The sequence below is a fragment of the Pseudomonas sp. FG98 genome (genome assembly GCF_057808595.1).
On the sequence record NZ_JBMDIJ010000051.1, the window covers coordinates 12,642 to 28,640 of the forward strand.

General features: G+C 64.0%; 16 protein-coding genes. 3 read left to right on the forward strand and 13 right to left on the reverse strand.

Annotated elements, in window-relative coordinates; all coding sequences use genetic code 11:
* Window positions 1-61: 61 nt before the first annotated feature.
* The 7 genes from ACODSK_RS23230 to ACODSK_RS23260 form a co-directional block, all read right to left on the reverse strand.
* The gene (locus ACODSK_RS23230; protein WP_489019433.1) at window positions 62-547 is read right to left on the reverse strand and encodes a flavin reductase family protein; all 486 of its coding nucleotides are present in this window, start codon (window positions 545-547) and stop codon (window positions 62-64) included.
* 13 nt (window positions 548-560) lie between these two features.
* Window positions 561-2,042, reverse strand: a complete 1,482-nt coding sequence (locus ACODSK_RS23235; protein ID WP_489019434.1) for an aldehyde dehydrogenase — start codon at window positions 2,040-2,042, stop codon at window positions 561-563.
* On the reverse strand, window positions 2,039-2,872 hold the full coding sequence (locus ACODSK_RS23240; protein ID WP_489019435.1) for an alpha/beta fold hydrolase: 834 nt from the start codon (window positions 2,870-2,872) through the stop codon (window positions 2,039-2,041). The genes ACODSK_RS23235 and ACODSK_RS23240 overlap by 4 nt, the downstream gene beginning before the upstream one ends.
* A 64-nt stretch (window positions 2,873-2,936) precedes the next feature.
* Window positions 2,937-3,527 (reverse strand): amino acid synthesis family protein, encoded by a 591-nt coding sequence (locus ACODSK_RS23245; RefSeq protein WP_489019436.1) that lies wholly within the window; start codon window positions 3,525-3,527, stop codon window positions 2,937-2,939.
* 237 nt (window positions 3,528-3,764) lie between these two features.
* The gene (locus tag ACODSK_RS23250) at window positions 3,765-4,001 is read right to left on the reverse strand and encodes a hypothetical protein (protein WP_489019437.1); all 237 of its coding nucleotides are present in this window, start codon (window positions 3,999-4,001) and stop codon (window positions 3,765-3,767) included.
* A gap of 91 nt (window positions 4,002-4,092) precedes the next feature.
* Window positions 4,093-5,136 carry an LLM class flavin-dependent oxidoreductase gene (locus ACODSK_RS23255; RefSeq protein ID WP_489019438.1) on the reverse strand — a complete coding sequence of 348 codons (1,044 nt, stop codon included), beginning with the start codon at window positions 5,134-5,136 and terminating at the stop codon, window positions 4,093-4,095.
* Between the two features lie 70 nt (window positions 5,137-5,206).
* Window positions 5,207-5,692 carry a flavin reductase family protein gene (locus ACODSK_RS23260; RefSeq protein ID WP_489019439.1) on the reverse strand — a complete coding sequence of 162 codons (486 nt, stop codon included), beginning with the start codon at window positions 5,690-5,692 and terminating at the stop codon, window positions 5,207-5,209.
* Window positions 5,693-6,020: 328 nt separating this feature from the next.
* On the opposite strand from ACODSK_RS23260, the gene ACODSK_RS23265 reads away from it, so the two are divergent.
* Complete coding sequence (locus tag ACODSK_RS23265; protein ID WP_489019440.1) at window positions 6,021-7,418, forward strand: purine-cytosine permease family protein; 1,398 nt, start codon at window positions 6,021-6,023, stop codon at window positions 7,416-7,418.
* 57 nt (window positions 7,419-7,475) lie between these two features.
* Here the strand turns inward: ACODSK_RS23265 and gloA are convergent, their stop codons facing one another.
* Together gloA and ACODSK_RS23275 are read right to left on the reverse strand one after the other, a co-directional pair.
* A complete protein-coding gene (gloA, locus tag ACODSK_RS23270) occupies window positions 7,476-7,997 on the reverse strand; it encodes a lactoylglutathione lyase (protein ID WP_489019441.1) in 522 nt (173 codons plus the stop codon).
* Between the two features lie 213 nt (window positions 7,998-8,210).
* Window positions 8,211-8,570 carry a histone-like nucleoid-structuring protein, MvaT/MvaU family gene (locus ACODSK_RS23275; protein WP_489019442.1) on the reverse strand — a complete coding sequence of 120 codons (360 nt, stop codon included), beginning with the start codon at window positions 8,568-8,570 and terminating at the stop codon, window positions 8,211-8,213.
* A gap of 343 nt (window positions 8,571-8,913) precedes the next feature.
* Between ACODSK_RS23275 and ACODSK_RS23280 the strand changes: the two genes are divergently transcribed.
* Together ACODSK_RS23280 and cobF are read left to right on the forward strand one after the other, a co-directional pair.
* Window positions 8,914-10,203: an OprD family porin gene (locus ACODSK_RS23280; RefSeq protein WP_489019443.1), complete on the forward strand. Its 1,290-nt coding sequence runs from the start codon at window positions 8,914-8,916 to the stop codon at window positions 10,201-10,203.
* Window positions 10,204-10,220: 17 nt separating this feature from the next.
* Window positions 10,221-10,961, forward strand: a complete 741-nt coding sequence (gene cobF / locus ACODSK_RS23285) for a precorrin-6A synthase (deacetylating) (RefSeq protein WP_489019444.1) — start codon at window positions 10,221-10,223, stop codon at window positions 10,959-10,961.
* Here cobF and ACODSK_RS23290 read toward each other — a convergent pair.
* The 4 genes from ACODSK_RS23290 to ACODSK_RS23305 form a co-directional block, all read right to left on the reverse strand.
* Window positions 10,927-12,174 (reverse strand): glycosyltransferase family 4 protein, encoded by a 1,248-nt coding sequence (locus ACODSK_RS23290; RefSeq protein WP_489019445.1) that lies wholly within the window; start codon window positions 12,172-12,174, stop codon window positions 10,927-10,929. The genes cobF and ACODSK_RS23290 overlap by 35 nt on opposite strands.
* 110 nt (window positions 12,175-12,284) lie before the next feature.
* Window positions 12,285-12,677 carry a hypothetical protein gene (locus ACODSK_RS23295; RefSeq protein ID WP_489019446.1) on the reverse strand — a complete coding sequence of 131 codons (393 nt, stop codon included), beginning with the start codon at window positions 12,675-12,677 and terminating at the stop codon, window positions 12,285-12,287.
* Complete coding sequence (locus tag ACODSK_RS23300; RefSeq protein ID WP_489019447.1) at window positions 12,674-13,927, reverse strand: MFS transporter; 1,254 nt, start codon at window positions 13,925-13,927, stop codon at window positions 12,674-12,676. The genes ACODSK_RS23295 and ACODSK_RS23300 overlap by 4 nt, the downstream gene beginning before the upstream one ends.
* Before the next feature lies 1 nt (window position 13,928).
* Window positions 13,929-15,920, reverse strand: a complete 1,992-nt coding sequence (locus ACODSK_RS23305) for a TonB-dependent receptor (protein ID WP_489019448.1) — start codon at window positions 15,918-15,920, stop codon at window positions 13,929-13,931.
* Window positions 15,921-15,999 lie beyond the last annotated feature (79 nt).

The following is a 15,999-nucleotide window of genomic DNA, read 5'->3' on the forward strand; positions in this document are numbered from 1 at the left end:
CAGGTCCCGAGGTGCATGCGGTCACTGTGGGAGCTGGCTTGCCAGCGATAGGCCCTCAAGGTCAACCCAGATTGGGCAGCGCGCCCAGCTTGCCCTTGTGGTAGATCATCGGCGTCACCGGCTGCTCGGGCAGGATCAGGTTCTTCACCTCGCCGACGATGATGGCGTGGTCGCCGCCATCATATTCGCGCCACAGTTCACACTCGATCACCGCCGTGGCATTGGCCAGCACCGGGTTGCCCAGCTCGCTGAGGCTCCAGTCGATGCCCTTGGCCTTGTCCTTGCCCTTGCCGGCAAAGGCGTAGGCTTCGGCGGTCTGGCCGGCGGCCAGCAGGTGGATGGCGAAGCGTTTGCTGTCGCGCAGGATCGGGTAGGTGTCCGAGGCGTAGTTGGGGCAGAACAGCACCAGCGCCGGTTCGATCGACAGCGCGCTGAAGGCGCTGGCGGTGATGCCGACGATGCCGCCCTCGGCATCCAGCGTGGTGACGATGGTCACGCCGGACGGGAAGGAGCCCATCACGTCTTTGTAGATGCCGGGTTCGATCATTTCAGTTCACCTCTCAGCGCATCACGAAGGGGTCGGGCATGGGCGCGGTCGAGAGGTTGATCCAGACCGTTTTCAGTTCCGTGTAGGCCAGCACCGAGTCGATGCCGCTTTCGCGGCCATAGCCACTGTTCTTGAAGCCGCCGATCGGCGCCATGGCCGATACCGCGCGGTAGGTGTTTACCCAGATGATCCCCGAACGCACATCGCGGGCCAGGCGGTGGGCACGACCGAGGTCGCGGGTCCAGATGCCGGCGGCGAGGCCGAACTGCGAGTCGTTGGCGATGGTTAGGGCTTCTTCCTCGGTCTTGAAGCGGATCACCGCGGCGACCGGGCCGAACACCTCTTCCTGCATGATCTTCATCGAGTTGCTGTCGCACTCGAACAGGGTCGGCTCGTAGAACCAGCCGTCACCCTCGACTTCGGCGCGCTTGCCACCCATGCGCAGACGCGCACCTTCGGCATTCGCCGCCGCAACCAGGCCTTCGACCACGGCCAGTTGCTGGGCGGTGGCCATCGGGCCCATCTCGCTGCTTTCGTCCTGCGGGTTGCCGATGCGGATGCGCTTGGCGCGTTCGATCAGGCGCTCGACGAATTCGTCGAAGATCTCGTCCTGCACCAGCAGGCGCGAACCGGCCACGCAGCTCTGGCCCGAAGCGGCATAGATGCCGGCCACGGCGCCGTTGATGGCGCTGTCCAGGTCGGCGTCGGCGAAGATGATGTTCGGCGACTTGCCGCCCAGTTCCAGCGACAGCTTGGCGAAGTTCTCGGCGCTGCTGCGCACCACGTGGCGGGCGGTGGCGGCGCCGCCGGTGAAGGCGATCTTGCGTACCAGCGGGTGGCGGGTCAGCGCTGCGCCGGTGCTCGGGCCGTAGCCGGTGACCACGTTGACCACGCCTGCCGGGAAGCCGGCTTCAAGCGCCAGGCGGGCCAGTTCGAGAATGGTCGCCGAGGCGTGCTCGGACGGCTTGATGACGATGGTGTTGCCGGCGGCCAGGGCCGGGGCCAGCTTGATCGCGGTCAGGTACAGCGGGCTGTTCCACGGGATGATCGCGGCGACCACGCCGATCGGCTCGTGCACCGTGTAGGCGAACAGGTCCGGCTTGTCGAGGGGCAGGGTGCCGCCTTCGAGCTTGTCGGCCAGGCCCGCGGTGTAGTGGAAGAACTCCGGCAGGTAGCCGACCTGGCCGCGGGTTTCGCGGATCAGCTTGCCGTTGTCGCGGCTTTCCAGCTGGGCCAGGCGCTCCTTGTTGTCGGCAATCAGGTCGCCGAGGCGGCGCAGCAGCTTGCCCCGGGCGGTCGCAGTGAGGCTGCGCCAGGCCTTGCTGTCGAAGGCTTTCTGCGCGGCCTGCACGGCCAGTTCGACATCGGTTTCATCGGCGTCGGGCAGTTGTGCCCAGGCTTGCGCGGTGGCCGGGTCGAGGCTGTCGAAGGTCTTGCCATTGTGGGCATCGAGCCACTGGCCATCGATGCACATCTGAAAACGAGTGAGCGTCATGCAACGATCCCCTTGGCTGAATCGGAGAGGGTTCGGGCGTGCCCGAGGAAGTCCAGCAGCATCTGGTTGACCAGGCGCGGCGACTCTACCGGCATCATATGCCGCTGTTCGGCGAGGACCACACTCTGGGCGCCGGGAATGCGCGCCGCCAGTTCGCGGGTCATGGTCGGGGTCGAGCCGAGGTCGTGCTCGCCGGTGGCGATCAGGGTCGGTACCTGGATGCCGCCGAGGTCGCCTTCGCGGTACATGTCCTGGGTGGCGAACAGTTCGTAGGTAGTCAGGTAGCCCTGTGGGTCATTGCCGGCCAGGGTCTGGCGGATGGCCGCGACCTGGGCCGGGTTGGCCGCCTGGTATTCGCGGCTGAACCAGCGCGCCAGGGCCGCTTCGGCATTGGCGTCGGGGCCGTGTTCGGCGGCCTGGGCGGCGCGGGCGATGACGCCGGCGCTCTGCTCGGGGCTGCGGTTGAACACGCTGTTGAGCACCACCAGCGCCGCCAGGCGTTGCGGGAAGTGCAGGGCGAAGGCGCGGGCGACCAGGCCGCCCATGGAGAAACCGATCACCGTGGCCTGGGTGATCTGCAGGTGGTCGAGCAGTTCCAGCAATTGTTCGGCGTAGCCTTGCAGGCCGGTGCCGGCTGCAGGTCGCGGGCTCTGGCCGTGGCCGAGCATGTCGTAGGCGATGACACGGTAATCGCCGGCGAGGCCGACGAACTGTCCGCCCCACATTTCTTTGTTCAGGCCGACGCCGTGGATCAGTACCACGGGTTGGCCCTGGCCGCAGTCCAGGTAGCTGGTGCCGGCAGGTGTACGTTCAGCGACAGGCTGAATCATGGTGGGGCGCTCCTTCAGAGTCGGGCGTGGTGCGACCCACGCCCCGGCCCGGTGGACATTGTTGTTATTGGTTTTTTTCTGCTGCCAGCTCTTCCAGGTCGATGTAGCGGTTGCCGATGCGCGGGTGCAGGCGGCCGCCGTCGGAGGCGCCGAGGACCACGACGATCTCGTCGGCACGCGGGGCGTCTTCGATCTGCATTTCCAGGGTGATGTAGTGCGAGCGCTGGCCTTCGTCGTCCTTCTGCATCATCGGGATCTGGATCGAGGTGCCCGGGCCGCCGCGCTTGTTGGTGAAACTCAGGTAGCTCTTGGCCTGCACCGCCTCGCGGTAGTGGTTGCCGAAGCGCAGGGTGTGGATCACCGCCGAGGCGTGTTCGATCTCGCCGTCAGCGCCGACCACCGCGGCCTTGCCGTAGGCCTCGATCTTGTCGGCACCGCCGATGGCAGCGGTCAGGCGCTCGACCATCAGCGCGCCGAGGTCGGAGCAGTTGGCACGAATTTCCGGCTTCAGGTCTTCGACGAAACCGCGACCGGCCCATGGGTTCTTGATCACCACGGCCAGGCCGACCATGGTCACCGGCTTGTCGGTGGCCTTGCCGCCTTCGATGCGGGTTTCTTCGGAGTAGGTGACGATCTTGCGGATTTCGAAACTCATGGGGCGGGCTCCTAAGGAGTGTGTTTAGGTCTTGTTGTCTGATGGTATACCATAATATTTGATGTGCAAGAGGGGAGAGAAAATTTCTCTGGGGGAGGGGATAAGTGGTTATACGGAAGGCTTTGCTGCCGGGGTGTCTTGACTATTGCAATCGCTGGCAAGCCAGGTCCCGAGGTGCACGCGGTCACTGTGGGAGCTGGCTTGCCAGCGATAAGGCCCGAAAGGGCGGAGGAGAGATCAGTGCTTGTCGAGTTGCTGATCCACCAGCCATCGACCATGGGCCAGGGACGCATGCTGGGCATTGTCCAGATCGGAGAGGTACATCATTGATACCGGCAACGGCAGGCGCCGGCTGGTATGGCCCTGGGGATCGGTGATGAGGCAGCCCCCGGCGTAGGGGGTGGGAATGCCGGGATGGGTTTCGACGCTGGCGGTGATGATGTGGTTGCGGTGCACGCATTCAAGGGTTTTCATCGTCCTGACCTCGCTGCGGAAAAATCGCAAGTCTCCTATCGATATACCACAGCGTCGGGCCAGGGGTTCCCGGCCCGACGAGCGTTGCAGATCAGCGGAACGCCGGCACCACTTCCTTGATGAACAGCTCCAGCGACTTGCGCTTCTCTTCATGGGGCAGGCTGTTGTCGCACCAGAAGCTGAACTCGTCGACGCCCAGTTCCTGGTAGTAGCGGATGCGCTCGATGACTTCCTTCGGCGTACCGATCATCGCGGTCTTGTGCAGGCTTTCCAGTTCGAACTCCGGACGGCCGGCGAACTTCTCTTCCGGGCTCGGCGCGAGGAAGCCGTTGTCCGGGACCTGCTTGTTGCCAAACCAGGCGTCGAAGGTGCGGTAGAAGCGGTTGATCGCCTGGGCGCCGACCTTCCAGCCTTCCGGGTCGTTTTCGGCGTGGACGTGGGTGTGGCGCAGGACCATCAGTTGCGGGCGCGGCACGCCGGGGTTGTTGGCCAGGGCGTTCTCGAACTTGTTCTTCAGGTCGACCACTTCCTCGTCGCCCTTCATCAGCGGCGTGACCATCACGTTGCAGCCGTTGGCCACGGCGAAGTTGTGCGAGTCCGGATCGCGGGCGGCGATCCACATCGGCGGGGTCGGCTGCTGGATCGGCTTGGGTACCGAGGTGGAGGTGGGGAATTTCCAGATCGCGCCGTCGTGAGCGTAGTCGCCCTGCCACAGGGCGCGCACCGCCGGGACCATTTCGCGCAGCGCGGCGCCGCCTTCGGAGGCCGGCATGCCGTTGGCCATGCGGTCGAATTCGAACTGATAGGCACCGCGGGCCAGGCCCACTTCCATCCGGCCATTGCTGATCACGTCGAGCAGAGCGCATTCGCCGGCGACGCGGATCGGGTTCCAGAACGGCGCGATGATGGTGCCGGCACCGAGGTGGATGGTTTCGGTACGCGCGGCCAGATAGGCCAGCAGCGGCATCGGGCTTGGCGAGATGGTGTATTCCATGGCGTGGTGTTCGCCGATCCACACGGTGCTGAAGCCGCCTTTCTCGGCCATCAGGGTCAGCTCGGTCAGGTCTTCGAACAGCTGTCGGTGGCTGACCTGTTCATCCCAGCGTTCCATGTGCACGAACAACGAAAATTTCATGAGGCGTTTCCTCGGCTCTTGTTAGCGGTGGCCCGTCGGATCAGGCGGGCGCATTTAGAAGAATAGGGGGTCAGGCGAAGGCCGGCAGGCTGGCCATCTTGCCGCGGCAGTAGACCAGCGGGCTTGGTGCTTCGGCGGGGACGATCAGATTCTTCACCGCACCGACCATGATGGCGTGGTCGCCACCTTCATATTCGCGCCACAGTTCGCATTCGATGATCGCCGTGGCATTGGCCAGCAGCGGGTTGCCCAGCTCGCTGAGGGTCCACTCGATGCCCTGGGCCTTGTCCTTGCCCTTTTTCGCGAAGGCATAGGCCTCGGCCTGTTGTTGGCCGGAGAGCAGGTGGATGGCGAAGCGCTTGTTGCGGATCAGCACCGGGTAGGAATCGGAGCTGTAGTTGGGGCAGAACAGTACCAGCGGCGGGTCCATGGACAGGGAGCTGAAGGCGCTGGCGGTGAGGCCGACGATCTGGCCGTCGTCGTCCAGGGTGGTGATGACCGTGACGCCGGACGGGAAGGAGCCCAGGACGTTCTTATAGACGGTTGCGTCGATCATGGCGTGATCCTCGGATGCAGCGGTTGGTCCGCGTTTTTATCGTTGATGTGTCTGATGGTATACCGTAATACCTAATTTGCAAGAGGATTTTTCTTGCCCTGACGAACGCGTTGACCCAGGTCAATAGTCAATGAATACGGGGCTTTCGGCCTGAATGGCGGCCAGGGAAGGGGGCGGGAAAGCAGATCAGTTGGTCGGCAAAACAGCGAATCAGTGTTGTCAAAAGCTTGGAATACCATAATATGGTCTTCAGCTTCGACGCCGCTTGCAGCGTGCCGCAAGTGGTTTCCTACAAAGATAAAAACAGAACCTTTCGAGCTTTTTGCCCATGTCCCAAACGTCTTCGCAACACCAGTTGATCGAAAACCATACGGTGGATTACGTTCCGCCAGCAGAGCGCCATGGGAAGGCGCGGGATCTGTTCACGCTGTGGTTCAGCACCAATATCGCGCCGCTGCCGATCGTTACCGGGGCCATGGTGGTCCAGGTGTTCCATCTCAACCTGCTATGGGGGCTGCTGGCCATCGTCCTTGGCCATTTGCTCGGCGGTATCGTCATCGCCCTGGCCTCGGCCCAGGGGCCGCAGCTGGGCATTCCGCAGATGGTGCAGAGCCGTGGTCAGTTCGGCCGCTACGGCGCGCTGCTGATCGTGTTCTTTACCGCGCTGATCTATGTCGGCTTCTTTATTTCCAACATCGTCCTGGCGGGCAAGTCGATCCACGGCATTGCGCCTGCGATTCCCATGCCGGCCTCGATCATCATCGGCGCGCTGAGTGCCACCGCTATCGGCGTGATCGGCTACAACTTCATCCATACCCTCAACCGCATCGGTACCTGGGTGATGGGGACGGCGCTGCTGGCCGGTTTCATCATGATGTTCAGCCAGGAACTGCCGGCGGACTTCTTCAGCCGCGGCGGTTTCAACCTGTCGGGCTGGATCGCCACGCTGTCGCTGGGGGTGATCTGGCAGATCAGCTTCTCGCCCTACACCTCGGACTATTCGCGCTATCTGCCTCGTGAAGTGGGGATCGCCAAGCCGTTCTGGGCCACCTATTTCGGCGCCACCCTGGGCACCATCCTGTGCTTCAGCTTCGGTGCCATCGCCGTGCTGCTGGTTCCGGAAGGCACCGAGGCGATGGATGCAGTGAAACAGGCCACCGGCTGGCTCGGGCCGATCCTGATGGTGCTGTTCCTGCTCAACATCATCAGCCACAACGCCCTCAACCTGTATGGTGCGGTGCTGTCGATCGTCACCTCGATCCAGACCTTCGCTGCCAACTGGACACCGAGCATCAAGGTGCGCGTAGTCCTGGCCGGGGTGATCCTGCTGGGCTGCTGCCTGACCGCGCTGAGTGCCAGCGCCGACTTCATCGGCCACTTCATCGGCCTGATCCTGGCGTTGCTGCTGGTGCTGGTGCCCTGGGCATCGATCAACATCATCGACTTCTACCTGATCAAGCGCGGGCACTACGACATTGCCTCGATCTTCGCTGCCGATGGCGGTATCTACGGGCGCTTCAACCCGCACGCGATCATCGCCTACGCCTTCGGCATCCTGGTGCAGTTGCCGTTCGCCAACACCTCGCTGTATGTCGGGCCCTACGCCAACCTGGTGGAAGGTGCGGACCTGTCGTGGCTGGTGGGGCTGGCGGTGACCGTGCCGCTGTACTACTGCCTGGCGACCCGGGGGCGCAAGGAGGCGCTGGTAGCCGCCTGGCGTACCTGAGCTAGACACCAACAAAAATGCCGCGATCATTCGCGGCATTTTTATTTCCGGTTCGAATCAGAACTCGGTCGGCTGGATGATCTCGACCCAGTAGTCGTCCGGGTCCTTGATGAACGCCAGGTGCTTCATGCGCCCGTCGCTCAGGCGTTTCTGGAAGGTCACGCCCAGTTCCTCGAAACGCTCGCAGGCGGCGCGGATATCCGGCACGGCAATGCAGATATGGCCGAAACCGCGCGGGTCGGTGTTGCCGTTGTGGTAGGCGAAGTCGGCGTCGTTTTCGGTGCCGTGGTTGTGGGTCAGTTCGAGGATGCCGGGGATCGACTTCATCCACTCGGTGCGCTTGGCCGCGTCGGCCGGGATCTGCGCCTTGTCCACCAGGGCCAGGAAGTACAGGCTGAACTCGGCTTCCGGGAAGTCGCGTTTCTCGACCAGGCTGAAGCCCAGCACGCGGGTGTAGAAGTCCAGGGACTTGGCGACGTCCTTGACCCGCAGCATGGTGTGGTTGAAGACGAAGTTACGGGTGGCGGCATCGGGTTGCGCGGTGACGCCAGGGAGGTTATCGAGGTCTTGCAGGCTCATGGGCACTCCGCATCAGAGGCCGGCGCGTTGGCACCGGCGGTAAGTCAGACGGCCATGATACGGAACTGAATCCATTGCGCAAATGACAACGCCCCGTGGCCGAGACCACGGGGCGTTGGAATTAGAAGCCCGCCGAAGCGGGCGCATGGGGCGCTAATCCTTTAGCAGCCTTCATCCTGATCCAACACTTGTGAAAAATATGTGAAGCAAAATTCATTTGCGCAACCAGCTGTCGACCTCTGCCGCTCCGTACTGTTCTTTCCAGGCTTTCAGGCCGCGGTGGTTGCCGCCCTTGGTTTCGATCAACTCGCCGGTGTGCGGGTTTTCATAAGTTTTGACTACGCGGGCGCGCCGGGTTTTCGGCGTGCGGGTAACGGACTTGCCCACTACCGCCGGATCAAGAATGGCGATGATGTCACGCAGGCCCTTGTCGTAGGTTTTCATCAAGGCGACAAGTTTCTGCTCGAACTCGATTTCACGTTTAAGGCCGGCGTCCTTTTTCATTGCCTCCAGTTGCGCAAGCTGTTCCTGGAGGGCTTTTTCGGCAGCACGAAACTCTGCAAGTCTGGACACGGTAATCACTCCTTTATCGAGGTGGGCACGCGGCGCGAGCAAGAAGAAGTGGCGACCCACGGGTGGCTGTAACTAACAGCATGTTGGACAGTGTAGTCAATTGGCCATGGACTAACAGCAAACTTTTATGCGACGTCGGCCGGAACTTTACAAGTTGTAGATGTTCGCACCGGCGAAGTATTAACACCTTCGTTATTCCGAGGCCTGCGACCATGGTCCAATGGGCCGGGGCAGAGCCCTCGCGGATAATTATCCGGCGTCGTGCCGGAAGGCATGGCGATCCTTGTAGCGGGCCGTGCAAACAGGCCTCTGCGCTGGCTTCTAATTTGGATTCGTTGTGCTCATGGTTGTCCCTTTTTCCTGCTCTTCCGGGCGTGTTTTCAGTGGCCTGGCGGGATTGTTCGCCGTTGTTTCGGCGCATGCTGGCGGTTTTATCGAAGACAGCAGTGCGCGGCTTGAGGCACGCAATGTTTACTTCAATCGCGATTTTCGTGATGGACACAGCAGTAGCGCGCAAGGCGCTTCGAAACGCGAAGAATGGGCCCAGGGTTTCATTCTGAATATTCAGTCCGGTTATACCGAAGGCACCCTGGGTTTCGGTGTCGATGCGCTGGGCATGTACGGCATCAAACTGGACTCGAGTGCCGCCGACAGCAACAGTGGATTGTTGCCGTCCAGCGGCCGTGATCCACGGCATTCGCAGGATCAATACGCCAAGCTGGGTATCACCGGCAAAGTTCGTTATTCGCATTCGGTCTTGAAGTACGGGGCGATGCTGCCGGACATGCCTCTGCTCAAATACAACGATGGCCGCCTGTTGCCGACCATGTTCCACGGCCTTTCCTTGACCTCTGAAGAGCTGCGTGACCTGCGTTTCAACCTGACTCGCCTGGACAAGTACACCGCCCGCGATTCTACCGACGCCCAGGACATCCGCGTGCATTGCAAGAACAAGCGCTATGCCTGCGACATCACGGCCGACCACTTCGACATGGCCGGCGTCGATTACCGTTTCAACGAGCGCCTCGGCGTGCAGTACCAGGTGGCGAAGCTGGAGAACATCTATCGCCAGCATTTTCTCGGCCTGGTCGCCAGCCAGCCGCTGGGTGCCGGCACCCTGGCCGCCGACCTGCGGCTGATCAAGAGCGACGACATCGGTCGGGCCCGTGCTGGCGAAATCGATCACCGCGCCTTCAGCGGCATGCTCGGCTACAGCCTGGGCGGGCACAAGGTCAGTGCCGGCTGGCAGCGCATGTTCGGCGACAGCGCCATGCCGTACCTGGATGGCAGCAACCCGTACCTGGTCAACTACGCCCAGGTCAACGACTTCGCCGCGGCCCGGGAGCGCTCCTGGCAACTGCGCTACGACTACGACTTCAAGGCCCTGGGCATCAATGGCCTGAGCTTCTTCACCCGCTATATCAATGGCGATCATGTCCAGGTTCCTGGCAGCCTCGCCGAGGGCAAGGAATGGGAGCGCGACAGCGAGCTGAAGTACCAGGTACAGGGCGGCACCTTCAAGGACCTCAGCCTGCGCCTGCGCAATTCCACCTATCGCAGCAACTATGAAAAGTTCGCCCGCGACATGGATGAAACCCGGGTGATCGTCAGCTACAACTTGTCGATCTGGTAACCCTCGGGAATCCCCCCATGAAGCACCTGTTGTTGATCGGCATCGGCCCGGGCAATCCGCGGCAGATCACCCTGGAGGCCATCGATGCGCTGAAGCGCGCCGATGTGTTCTTCGTCCTCGACAAGCACCAGCGCGACGACGACATGTTGCGCCTGCGCAAGGAGCTGCTGGCGCGCTGGGCCATCCGCCCGCATCGCCTGGTGCAGGTGGACGATCCGCAGCGTGACGGCGAGGCGGCCGACTATGTGGGCGCGGTGCAGGACTGGCACCGCCAGCGCGCTGCGCTCTATGGCCGGCTGATCGCCGACGAGCTGGCGGAAGGCGAGTGCGGGGCCTTTCTCCTCTTGGGCGAGCCGGGTCTGTACGACAGCACCCTGCGCATTCTCGAACTGGTCGAGCCGCAGGCGTTCAGCCTCGAAGTGATCCCCGGCATCAGCAGCGTGCAGGCCCTGGCCGCGCGGCACTGCATTCCACTCAACCGCATCGGCGAACCGCTGCAGATCCTCCCCGGGCGGCGCCTGGGCGAGGTGCAGCGGATCGATAACCTGGTGGTGATGCTCGATGGCAAGTGTGCCTTCGCGGCGATCGATGACCCCGAGCTGCATATCTACTGGGGGGCCTACCTGGGGACGGCGGACGAAATCCTTGTCAGCGGGCCGCTGTTGCAGGTCAGGGCGCGGATCCTCGCGGCCCGCGAACAGGCGCGGGCGCGCAAGGGCTGGATCATGGACACCTATCTGCTGCGCCGGCGTCCCTGAGCGAGCGTTGCTGCTGGCGCAGCATGGCCCCGGTGAAGTTGTACAGGCGCTGGTCTGCCAGCTCCATCAGGGTCTGCTCGATGCGTTCGGCCAGCGCGGCGCCGTGCCAGCGCCGGTTGAAGTGGGTGTCGAGCAGTGGTGCGGCATTGCGTTGTGCCTGGTTCCAGCGGTCTTCGTCGGCATACAGGGCGATCACCGCTTTGGCCAGGCCTTCCGCCGTCGCCGACACCTGGCCGGGCCAAGGCTGGGTGCCATGCATGGCTTCGCTGCCGATTGGCGTGGTGATGCTGGGGGTGCCGGCGAGCATGGCGTCGAGCAGCACGCCCTTGATCCCGGCGCCGAAGCGCAACGCGGCCAGGCACAGGCGGGCTTTGCCGAGGAGCGCTGCGGGCTCTGCGTCATGCTCGAAAATCAGCAGGCCGCCGGCAGGATCATGCAGGGCGAGGGCTTTTGCCGAGGGCGAGGGTCCATGCAGATGCAACTGCGCATCGGGTAGATGGCGACGGACCATCGGCCAGATGTTGTGCTTCAGCCATAGCACGCTGTCCCAGTCCGCCGGGTCGCGGAAATCCACGAAGGCGATGATGTGCTCACGCTCGCCGAAAGGGACCGTCGCCGTGCGTGGCGCCTCCGGCATCGGCGGGCACCAGTGCAGCAGCGCCGGGGGTACGCCGAAACCGTTGACCAGCAGGTCGATCTCTACATCGGAAACCACCAGGCTCAGGTCGCTGCGATGGATCGCGGCGATTTCGCGTCGGGTCAGCTCGGCCGGGGCCATCTGCTGGTACAGATCGGAGCCGGAGGTGGCGAACAGTTCGCGGAAATCGTTGGGGTCCAGGCCCAGGGCCAGGCGACGACGCAGCAGGGCATGGCGGGCTTCGCGCAGGCTTTGCAGGTCGCCACTGTCGAGAAGGCGCAAGGCCTTCGGGCAATGCTGCTCGACGCGCCAGGCGAACCGCTCTTCCAGCTCGAAGCGCTCGAACAGCACAACGTCCGGGGCCAGGCCGCCGATGAAGGGATCGAAGTCGCTGTCGACAAGTTCGACTGCGCGCAGGGCGGACAGGTTGGCATCCTGTTGTTCCGGGGCGGCCGGGCTGGCGAAGGTCACCTGCCAGCCACGGGCGAGGAAGCCTTGCAGGCGCTGCAACATGGGGCTGTTCGGCCTGGGCCAGGCCTGGGCGATGACCAGAACGTGCAACGAGGAAGCGGACATGGGCGGTGGGCCTTGGAAAAAGCGCGTATTAAAGCAGATCCCGGGATGTCGTTCGCAAGGGCCTCATTGCCGGCAAGCCGGCCACTGATGAGGCCGCTCCTGCCTGCCGCTCAGTCTTCCAGCAACCGCCCCGCCAGCATCACACCTTCCTCCAGCGTCGCCGCCGTGCGATAGCGCACTCCGAACGCCTGCTCGCCCATCTTGCCCATCGCGTCGAAATGCGCCCGCCGTGGTGCATCCGCCAGCACGCTGATGATGCCCAGGCACAGGCCGGCGAACCGGCCCTTGTTGTGTTTCAACCACTGCGCCCGTGCCTTGCGGTCCTCGTGGGGCTCGTCATCGCCTGGTTCGCGATAGATCAGGACGAAGGACTCGCCCCGGTTCACCAGCGCGTCGATCTCTCGCTGCCATTGCTGGCTGTAACCTGGCACGACCACGTCAGGTTCGATGATGCAGACGGGAAAGTCGCGGATATCGTGGATCTTGAAGTCATTGCTGTTCATGGTCGGTCTCGTTCGATTGGAAGGGCACGGGCCTGGAAGCCCGGTGCCAGGAGCAGGCCGAGCAGCGCCAGGGCGCAGGCCACGGCGAAGCTGGCGGCATAGCCGAAGTGATGGGTGAACTGGGTCGCGCCCAGGCCCAGCGCCAGGGCACACAGGGCGTCGGTGCATTGCAGCAGCGAGTAGTCGGTGCCGGGCTGGCTGGGGCTGGCCCAGTCCATCATCAGGCTGTAGAGCACCACGAAGCCCATCGCCATGCTCAGGCAGAACGCGAGGAATATCCCGGTCAGCAGGGCCTTGTCGGTCCAGCCCTGGCTTTCAACGACCAGGTAGCCCAGTTGCAGCAGCAGATAGCTGGACAGGCTGGCCAGCACCATGCGCCGGCGCCCGACCCGCTCCAGCAGCAACCCGCCCAGGCAAGCCCCGGCGATGCCGGCCAGGGCGATGCCGCTGCTGGACAGCAGGCCGACCTGCAGCACATCGAAACCGCGGTCCACCAGGTAGGTGAGCATGATCGCGGTAAACCAGCGGACCGGTGCCTGGAAGGCGATCACGCAGGCCATGCCCCAGCGTAGCGATGGGCGCTGCCAGGCGCGGCGCAGGCTGGGCCTTTCCGTCGACGGGAGCGGCTCCGTGCCGGGCAGTGTCCGGCGCCGCAGCAACAGCGCCGGCAGCGCGCACAGCGCCAGCAGCACAACCAGATAGCCCACCGCCACCGGCCAGTCACTGCGACTGGCCAGCGCCACCCACAGGCCGCCACCGAGGATGTAGCCCAGGTAGCTGCCGCCGATCTGCATGATATTGCCCAGCCCGCGTTGCCCGGGGGCCAGGCTCAGGACCGCCGTGCCGTCGGTGACGATGTCCTGGGTGACCAGGATCAGCATCAGCACGCCCAGCAGGATCAACAGCGGCGTCAGGCCATTTGCCGGAGGCAGGGCCACGGCAAACACCATGCCCACTACCAGCAGCCCCTGCAGCCGGTTGGCCAGGCGCAGGCGGCCGGCCGCTTCGTTACCGGCCAGGCGATCGGTCTGTGCGGCCCAGAGGAACTTGAGCGCGGTGGGCAGGAACAGCAGCGACAGCAACCCGATTTTGTCCAGCCCCACGCCCTGGGCACGCAGCAGCACGGGCAGGCCTTCGTGGGCGAGGCCACTGAGCAGGCCCTGGCTGGCATACAGGCCGCCAAAGGCAGCGAGCAAGCCCGGCAGAGGCGCTGCACGGTGATTCTGCAAAGCGAGAGTGCGCTCGGTCATGTCAGAAACTCAGGCTGACGCGCAGGCCGGCCAGTCGCCCTTCGCCCACCTGGTAGGCGGTGCCGATCGGCGCCCCGGCGTCGAAGGCATACACGGCGTAGGTCTTGTCGGCGAGATTGTCGACGTAGAAGTCGGCGGACAGGTTGCGGTTGACCTGCCACGACAGCCCGGCATCGAGCAGCGAGTAGCCGCCTTGCACCAGGGTGTTGGCTTCGTCGAAGTAGGTCTTGCCGATATACGACACGCCGACATGGGGGATCAGCGCCATGCCATTACCCAGCTCGAAACGGTATTCGGCGGCGAGATTGGCGGTGCTGCGCGGGGCATAAGGCAGGATATTGCCGGACAGGTCGTTGCTGGAGGCGCCGGTCGGGTCCTGGTAGTGGCGGAACTCCGACTTGTTCACCGCTACCCCGGCCTTGACCCGCAGGGCCTCGCTGGCCTGCCACCTGGCGGTCAGGCTGGCGCCCCGGGTACGGGCATCGCCGACGTTCTGCAGGTACTGGCCTTCGACCGGGCCGACCGAGAGCTGGTAGTCCTTGATACGCATCAGGTAGGCGGCGCCGGCCAGTTCCAGGCTGTCGTCGAACAGGCTGGCCTTGAAGCCCACCTCGTAGTTGCGCGCTTTCTGCGGCGCGTAGTCGAAGTCGATGTTCTGCGGAGTGACCGCACGGGTGAAACCGCCGGCCTTGAAGCCGGTGCTGTACAGCGCATACAGCGACAGCTCGTCGTTGAACCGGTAGTTGAGGCCGAGCTTGGGCGAGGTGGCGTTGTCGCGCTTGTCGTTGTCCATCGTCAGGGCAGCAAAGCGGGTGTCGACATCGCTGCGTTGCTGTTCGAAGCGGATGCCGGGGGTGATGTCCAGGCGTTCGCTGGCGTGCCAGGTGAGTTCGCCATAGGCGGCGTAGGAGCGGATGTCCTGGTGCGAGTCCAGCGCGTACAGCGGGATCTGCCGCTTGAAGTCGAGGTCCTCGGCGTACAGGCCGGTGACGAAGTCCAGGGCCTTGCCCGGCTCCTGGCGCGAGGCGAGGCGCAGTTCCTGGGAGACGGTGCGCTGTTGCTCGGGGGTGTAGCTGCCGAACACGGTGCGGTCGTTGTCGCGGGTCTGGTAGCCGGTGAGGGCGCTGAACATCATCGAGCCCAGGTCGTAGTCGGCGTGCAGGCCGTAGCGGTTGGTGGCCAGGCGGTAGTGCGAGGTCACCGGCAGGACCCGGCGCGAGTCCTTGTCGCCGTTGATGATGAAGTATTCCTCGTCGGAGTGGCTGACATCCCGTGCGGCGCTGAGCATCACGTCCAGCGGGCTGCCGTCCGGGGCATAGCGCAGGCGCACGCGGCCATTGCTGTCATCGTTGTCGCCCAGACGCGCACCGCTGTACATGTCCTTCAGCTCGCCACGCTTGTCCTGGGTGCCGACGGCGATATCGCCGAACAGGGCGCCGGGCACCAGCGCACCGGCAGCCATCAACTGCACGCCCTGGCCGCGCTGGTTGGCATCGAGGCTGGCGTCGAAGCGGGTCTGCTCGTCGGGCTTGCGGGTGACCACGTTGATCACGCCGCCCACGGCTCCGCGGCCATACAGGGTGCCCTGCGGGCCGTAGAGGATCTCCACCTGCTCCAGGCCCTGGGGCAGCAGTTGCGAGAGCAGGGCCTGGTCCTGCGGCAGGCCATCGATTAACAGTTGGGCGGCCGGGTTGTAGAAGTCCGCCGAGGACTGGCCGCGAATGGTGAAGTTGTCGAAGGCGCGGGACGAGCGCTGGCGGATATGCACGTCGGTGAACACCCGGTCGAGCTGGTCGACCCGGCGCAGCCCGCGCGGCAGAATCTCCTCGGCACTGGCAACGTCGGCGCCGCCGGGGATGTCCTGCAGGTTCTGCTCGCGCTTGGTGGCCTTGACCGTGACGGCGGGCAGTTCGAGTGCAGCGCTTTCGTCGGCCTGTACTGGAGTTGCCAGGGCCAGGGCGAGCAGGGAAAGGGGGAGCGCGGTGTTTTTCATGGTTGGCAGATCGTCAGTTTTCGATAATAAGAATGATTACTATCTGTCTGCTGGCGATCCACCCCGTTCGGGAATTTAC

Bases quoted from the DNA above. Each gene is read 5' to 3' on its own strand.
- ACODSK_RS23300 (WP_489019447.1), bottom strand. From the start codon at position 13,927: ATGACCGAGCGCACTCTCGCTTTGCAGAATCACCGTGCAGCGCCTCTG.
- ACODSK_RS23290 (WP_489019445.1), bottom strand. From the start codon at position 12,174: ATGTCCGCTTCCTCGTTGCACGTTCTGGTCATCGCCCAGGCCTGGCCC.
- ACODSK_RS23280 (WP_489019443.1), top strand. From the start codon at position 8,914: ATGGTTGTCCCTTTTTCCTGCTCTTCCGGGCGTGTTTTCAGTGGCCTG.
- ACODSK_RS23255 (WP_489019438.1), bottom strand. From the start codon at position 5,136: ATGAAATTTTCGTTGTTCGTGCACATGGAACGCTGGGATGAACAGGTC.
- ACODSK_RS23265 (WP_489019440.1), top strand. From the start codon at position 6,021: ATGTCCCAAACGTCTTCGCAACACCAGTTGATCGAAAACCATACGGTG.
- ACODSK_RS23260 (WP_489019439.1), bottom strand. From the start codon at position 5,692: ATGATCGACGCAACCGTCTATAAGAACGTCCTGGGCTCCTTCCCGTCC.
- ACODSK_RS23245 (WP_489019436.1), bottom strand. From the start codon at position 3,527: ATGAGTTTCGAAATCCGCAAGATCGTCACCTACTCCGAAGAAACCCGC.
- ACODSK_RS23305 (WP_489019448.1), bottom strand. From the start codon at position 15,920: ATGAAAAACACCGCGCTCCCCCTTTCCCTGCTCGCCCTGGCCCTGGCA.
- cobF (WP_489019444.1), top strand. From the start codon at position 10,221: ATGAAGCACCTGTTGTTGATCGGCATCGGCCCGGGCAATCCGCGGCAG.
- ACODSK_RS23250 (WP_489019437.1), bottom strand. From the start codon at position 4,001: ATGAAAACCCTTGAATGCGTGCACCGCAACCACATCATCACCGCCAGC.
- ACODSK_RS23240 (WP_489019435.1), bottom strand. From the start codon at position 2,872: ATGATTCAGCCTGTCGCTGAACGTACACCTGCCGGCACCAGCTACCTG.
- ACODSK_RS23295 (WP_489019446.1), bottom strand. From the start codon at position 12,677: ATGAACAGCAATGACTTCAAGATCCACGATATCCGCGACTTTCCCGTC.
- gloA (WP_489019441.1), bottom strand. From the start codon at position 7,997: ATGAGCCTGCAAGACCTCGATAACCTCCCTGGCGTCACCGCGCAACCC.
- ACODSK_RS23230 (WP_489019433.1), bottom strand. From the start codon at position 547: ATGATCGAACCCGGCATCTACAAAGACGTGATGGGCTCCTTCCCGTCC.
- ACODSK_RS23235 (WP_489019434.1), bottom strand. From the start codon at position 2,042: ATGACGCTCACTCGTTTTCAGATGTGCATCGATGGCCAGTGGCTCGAT.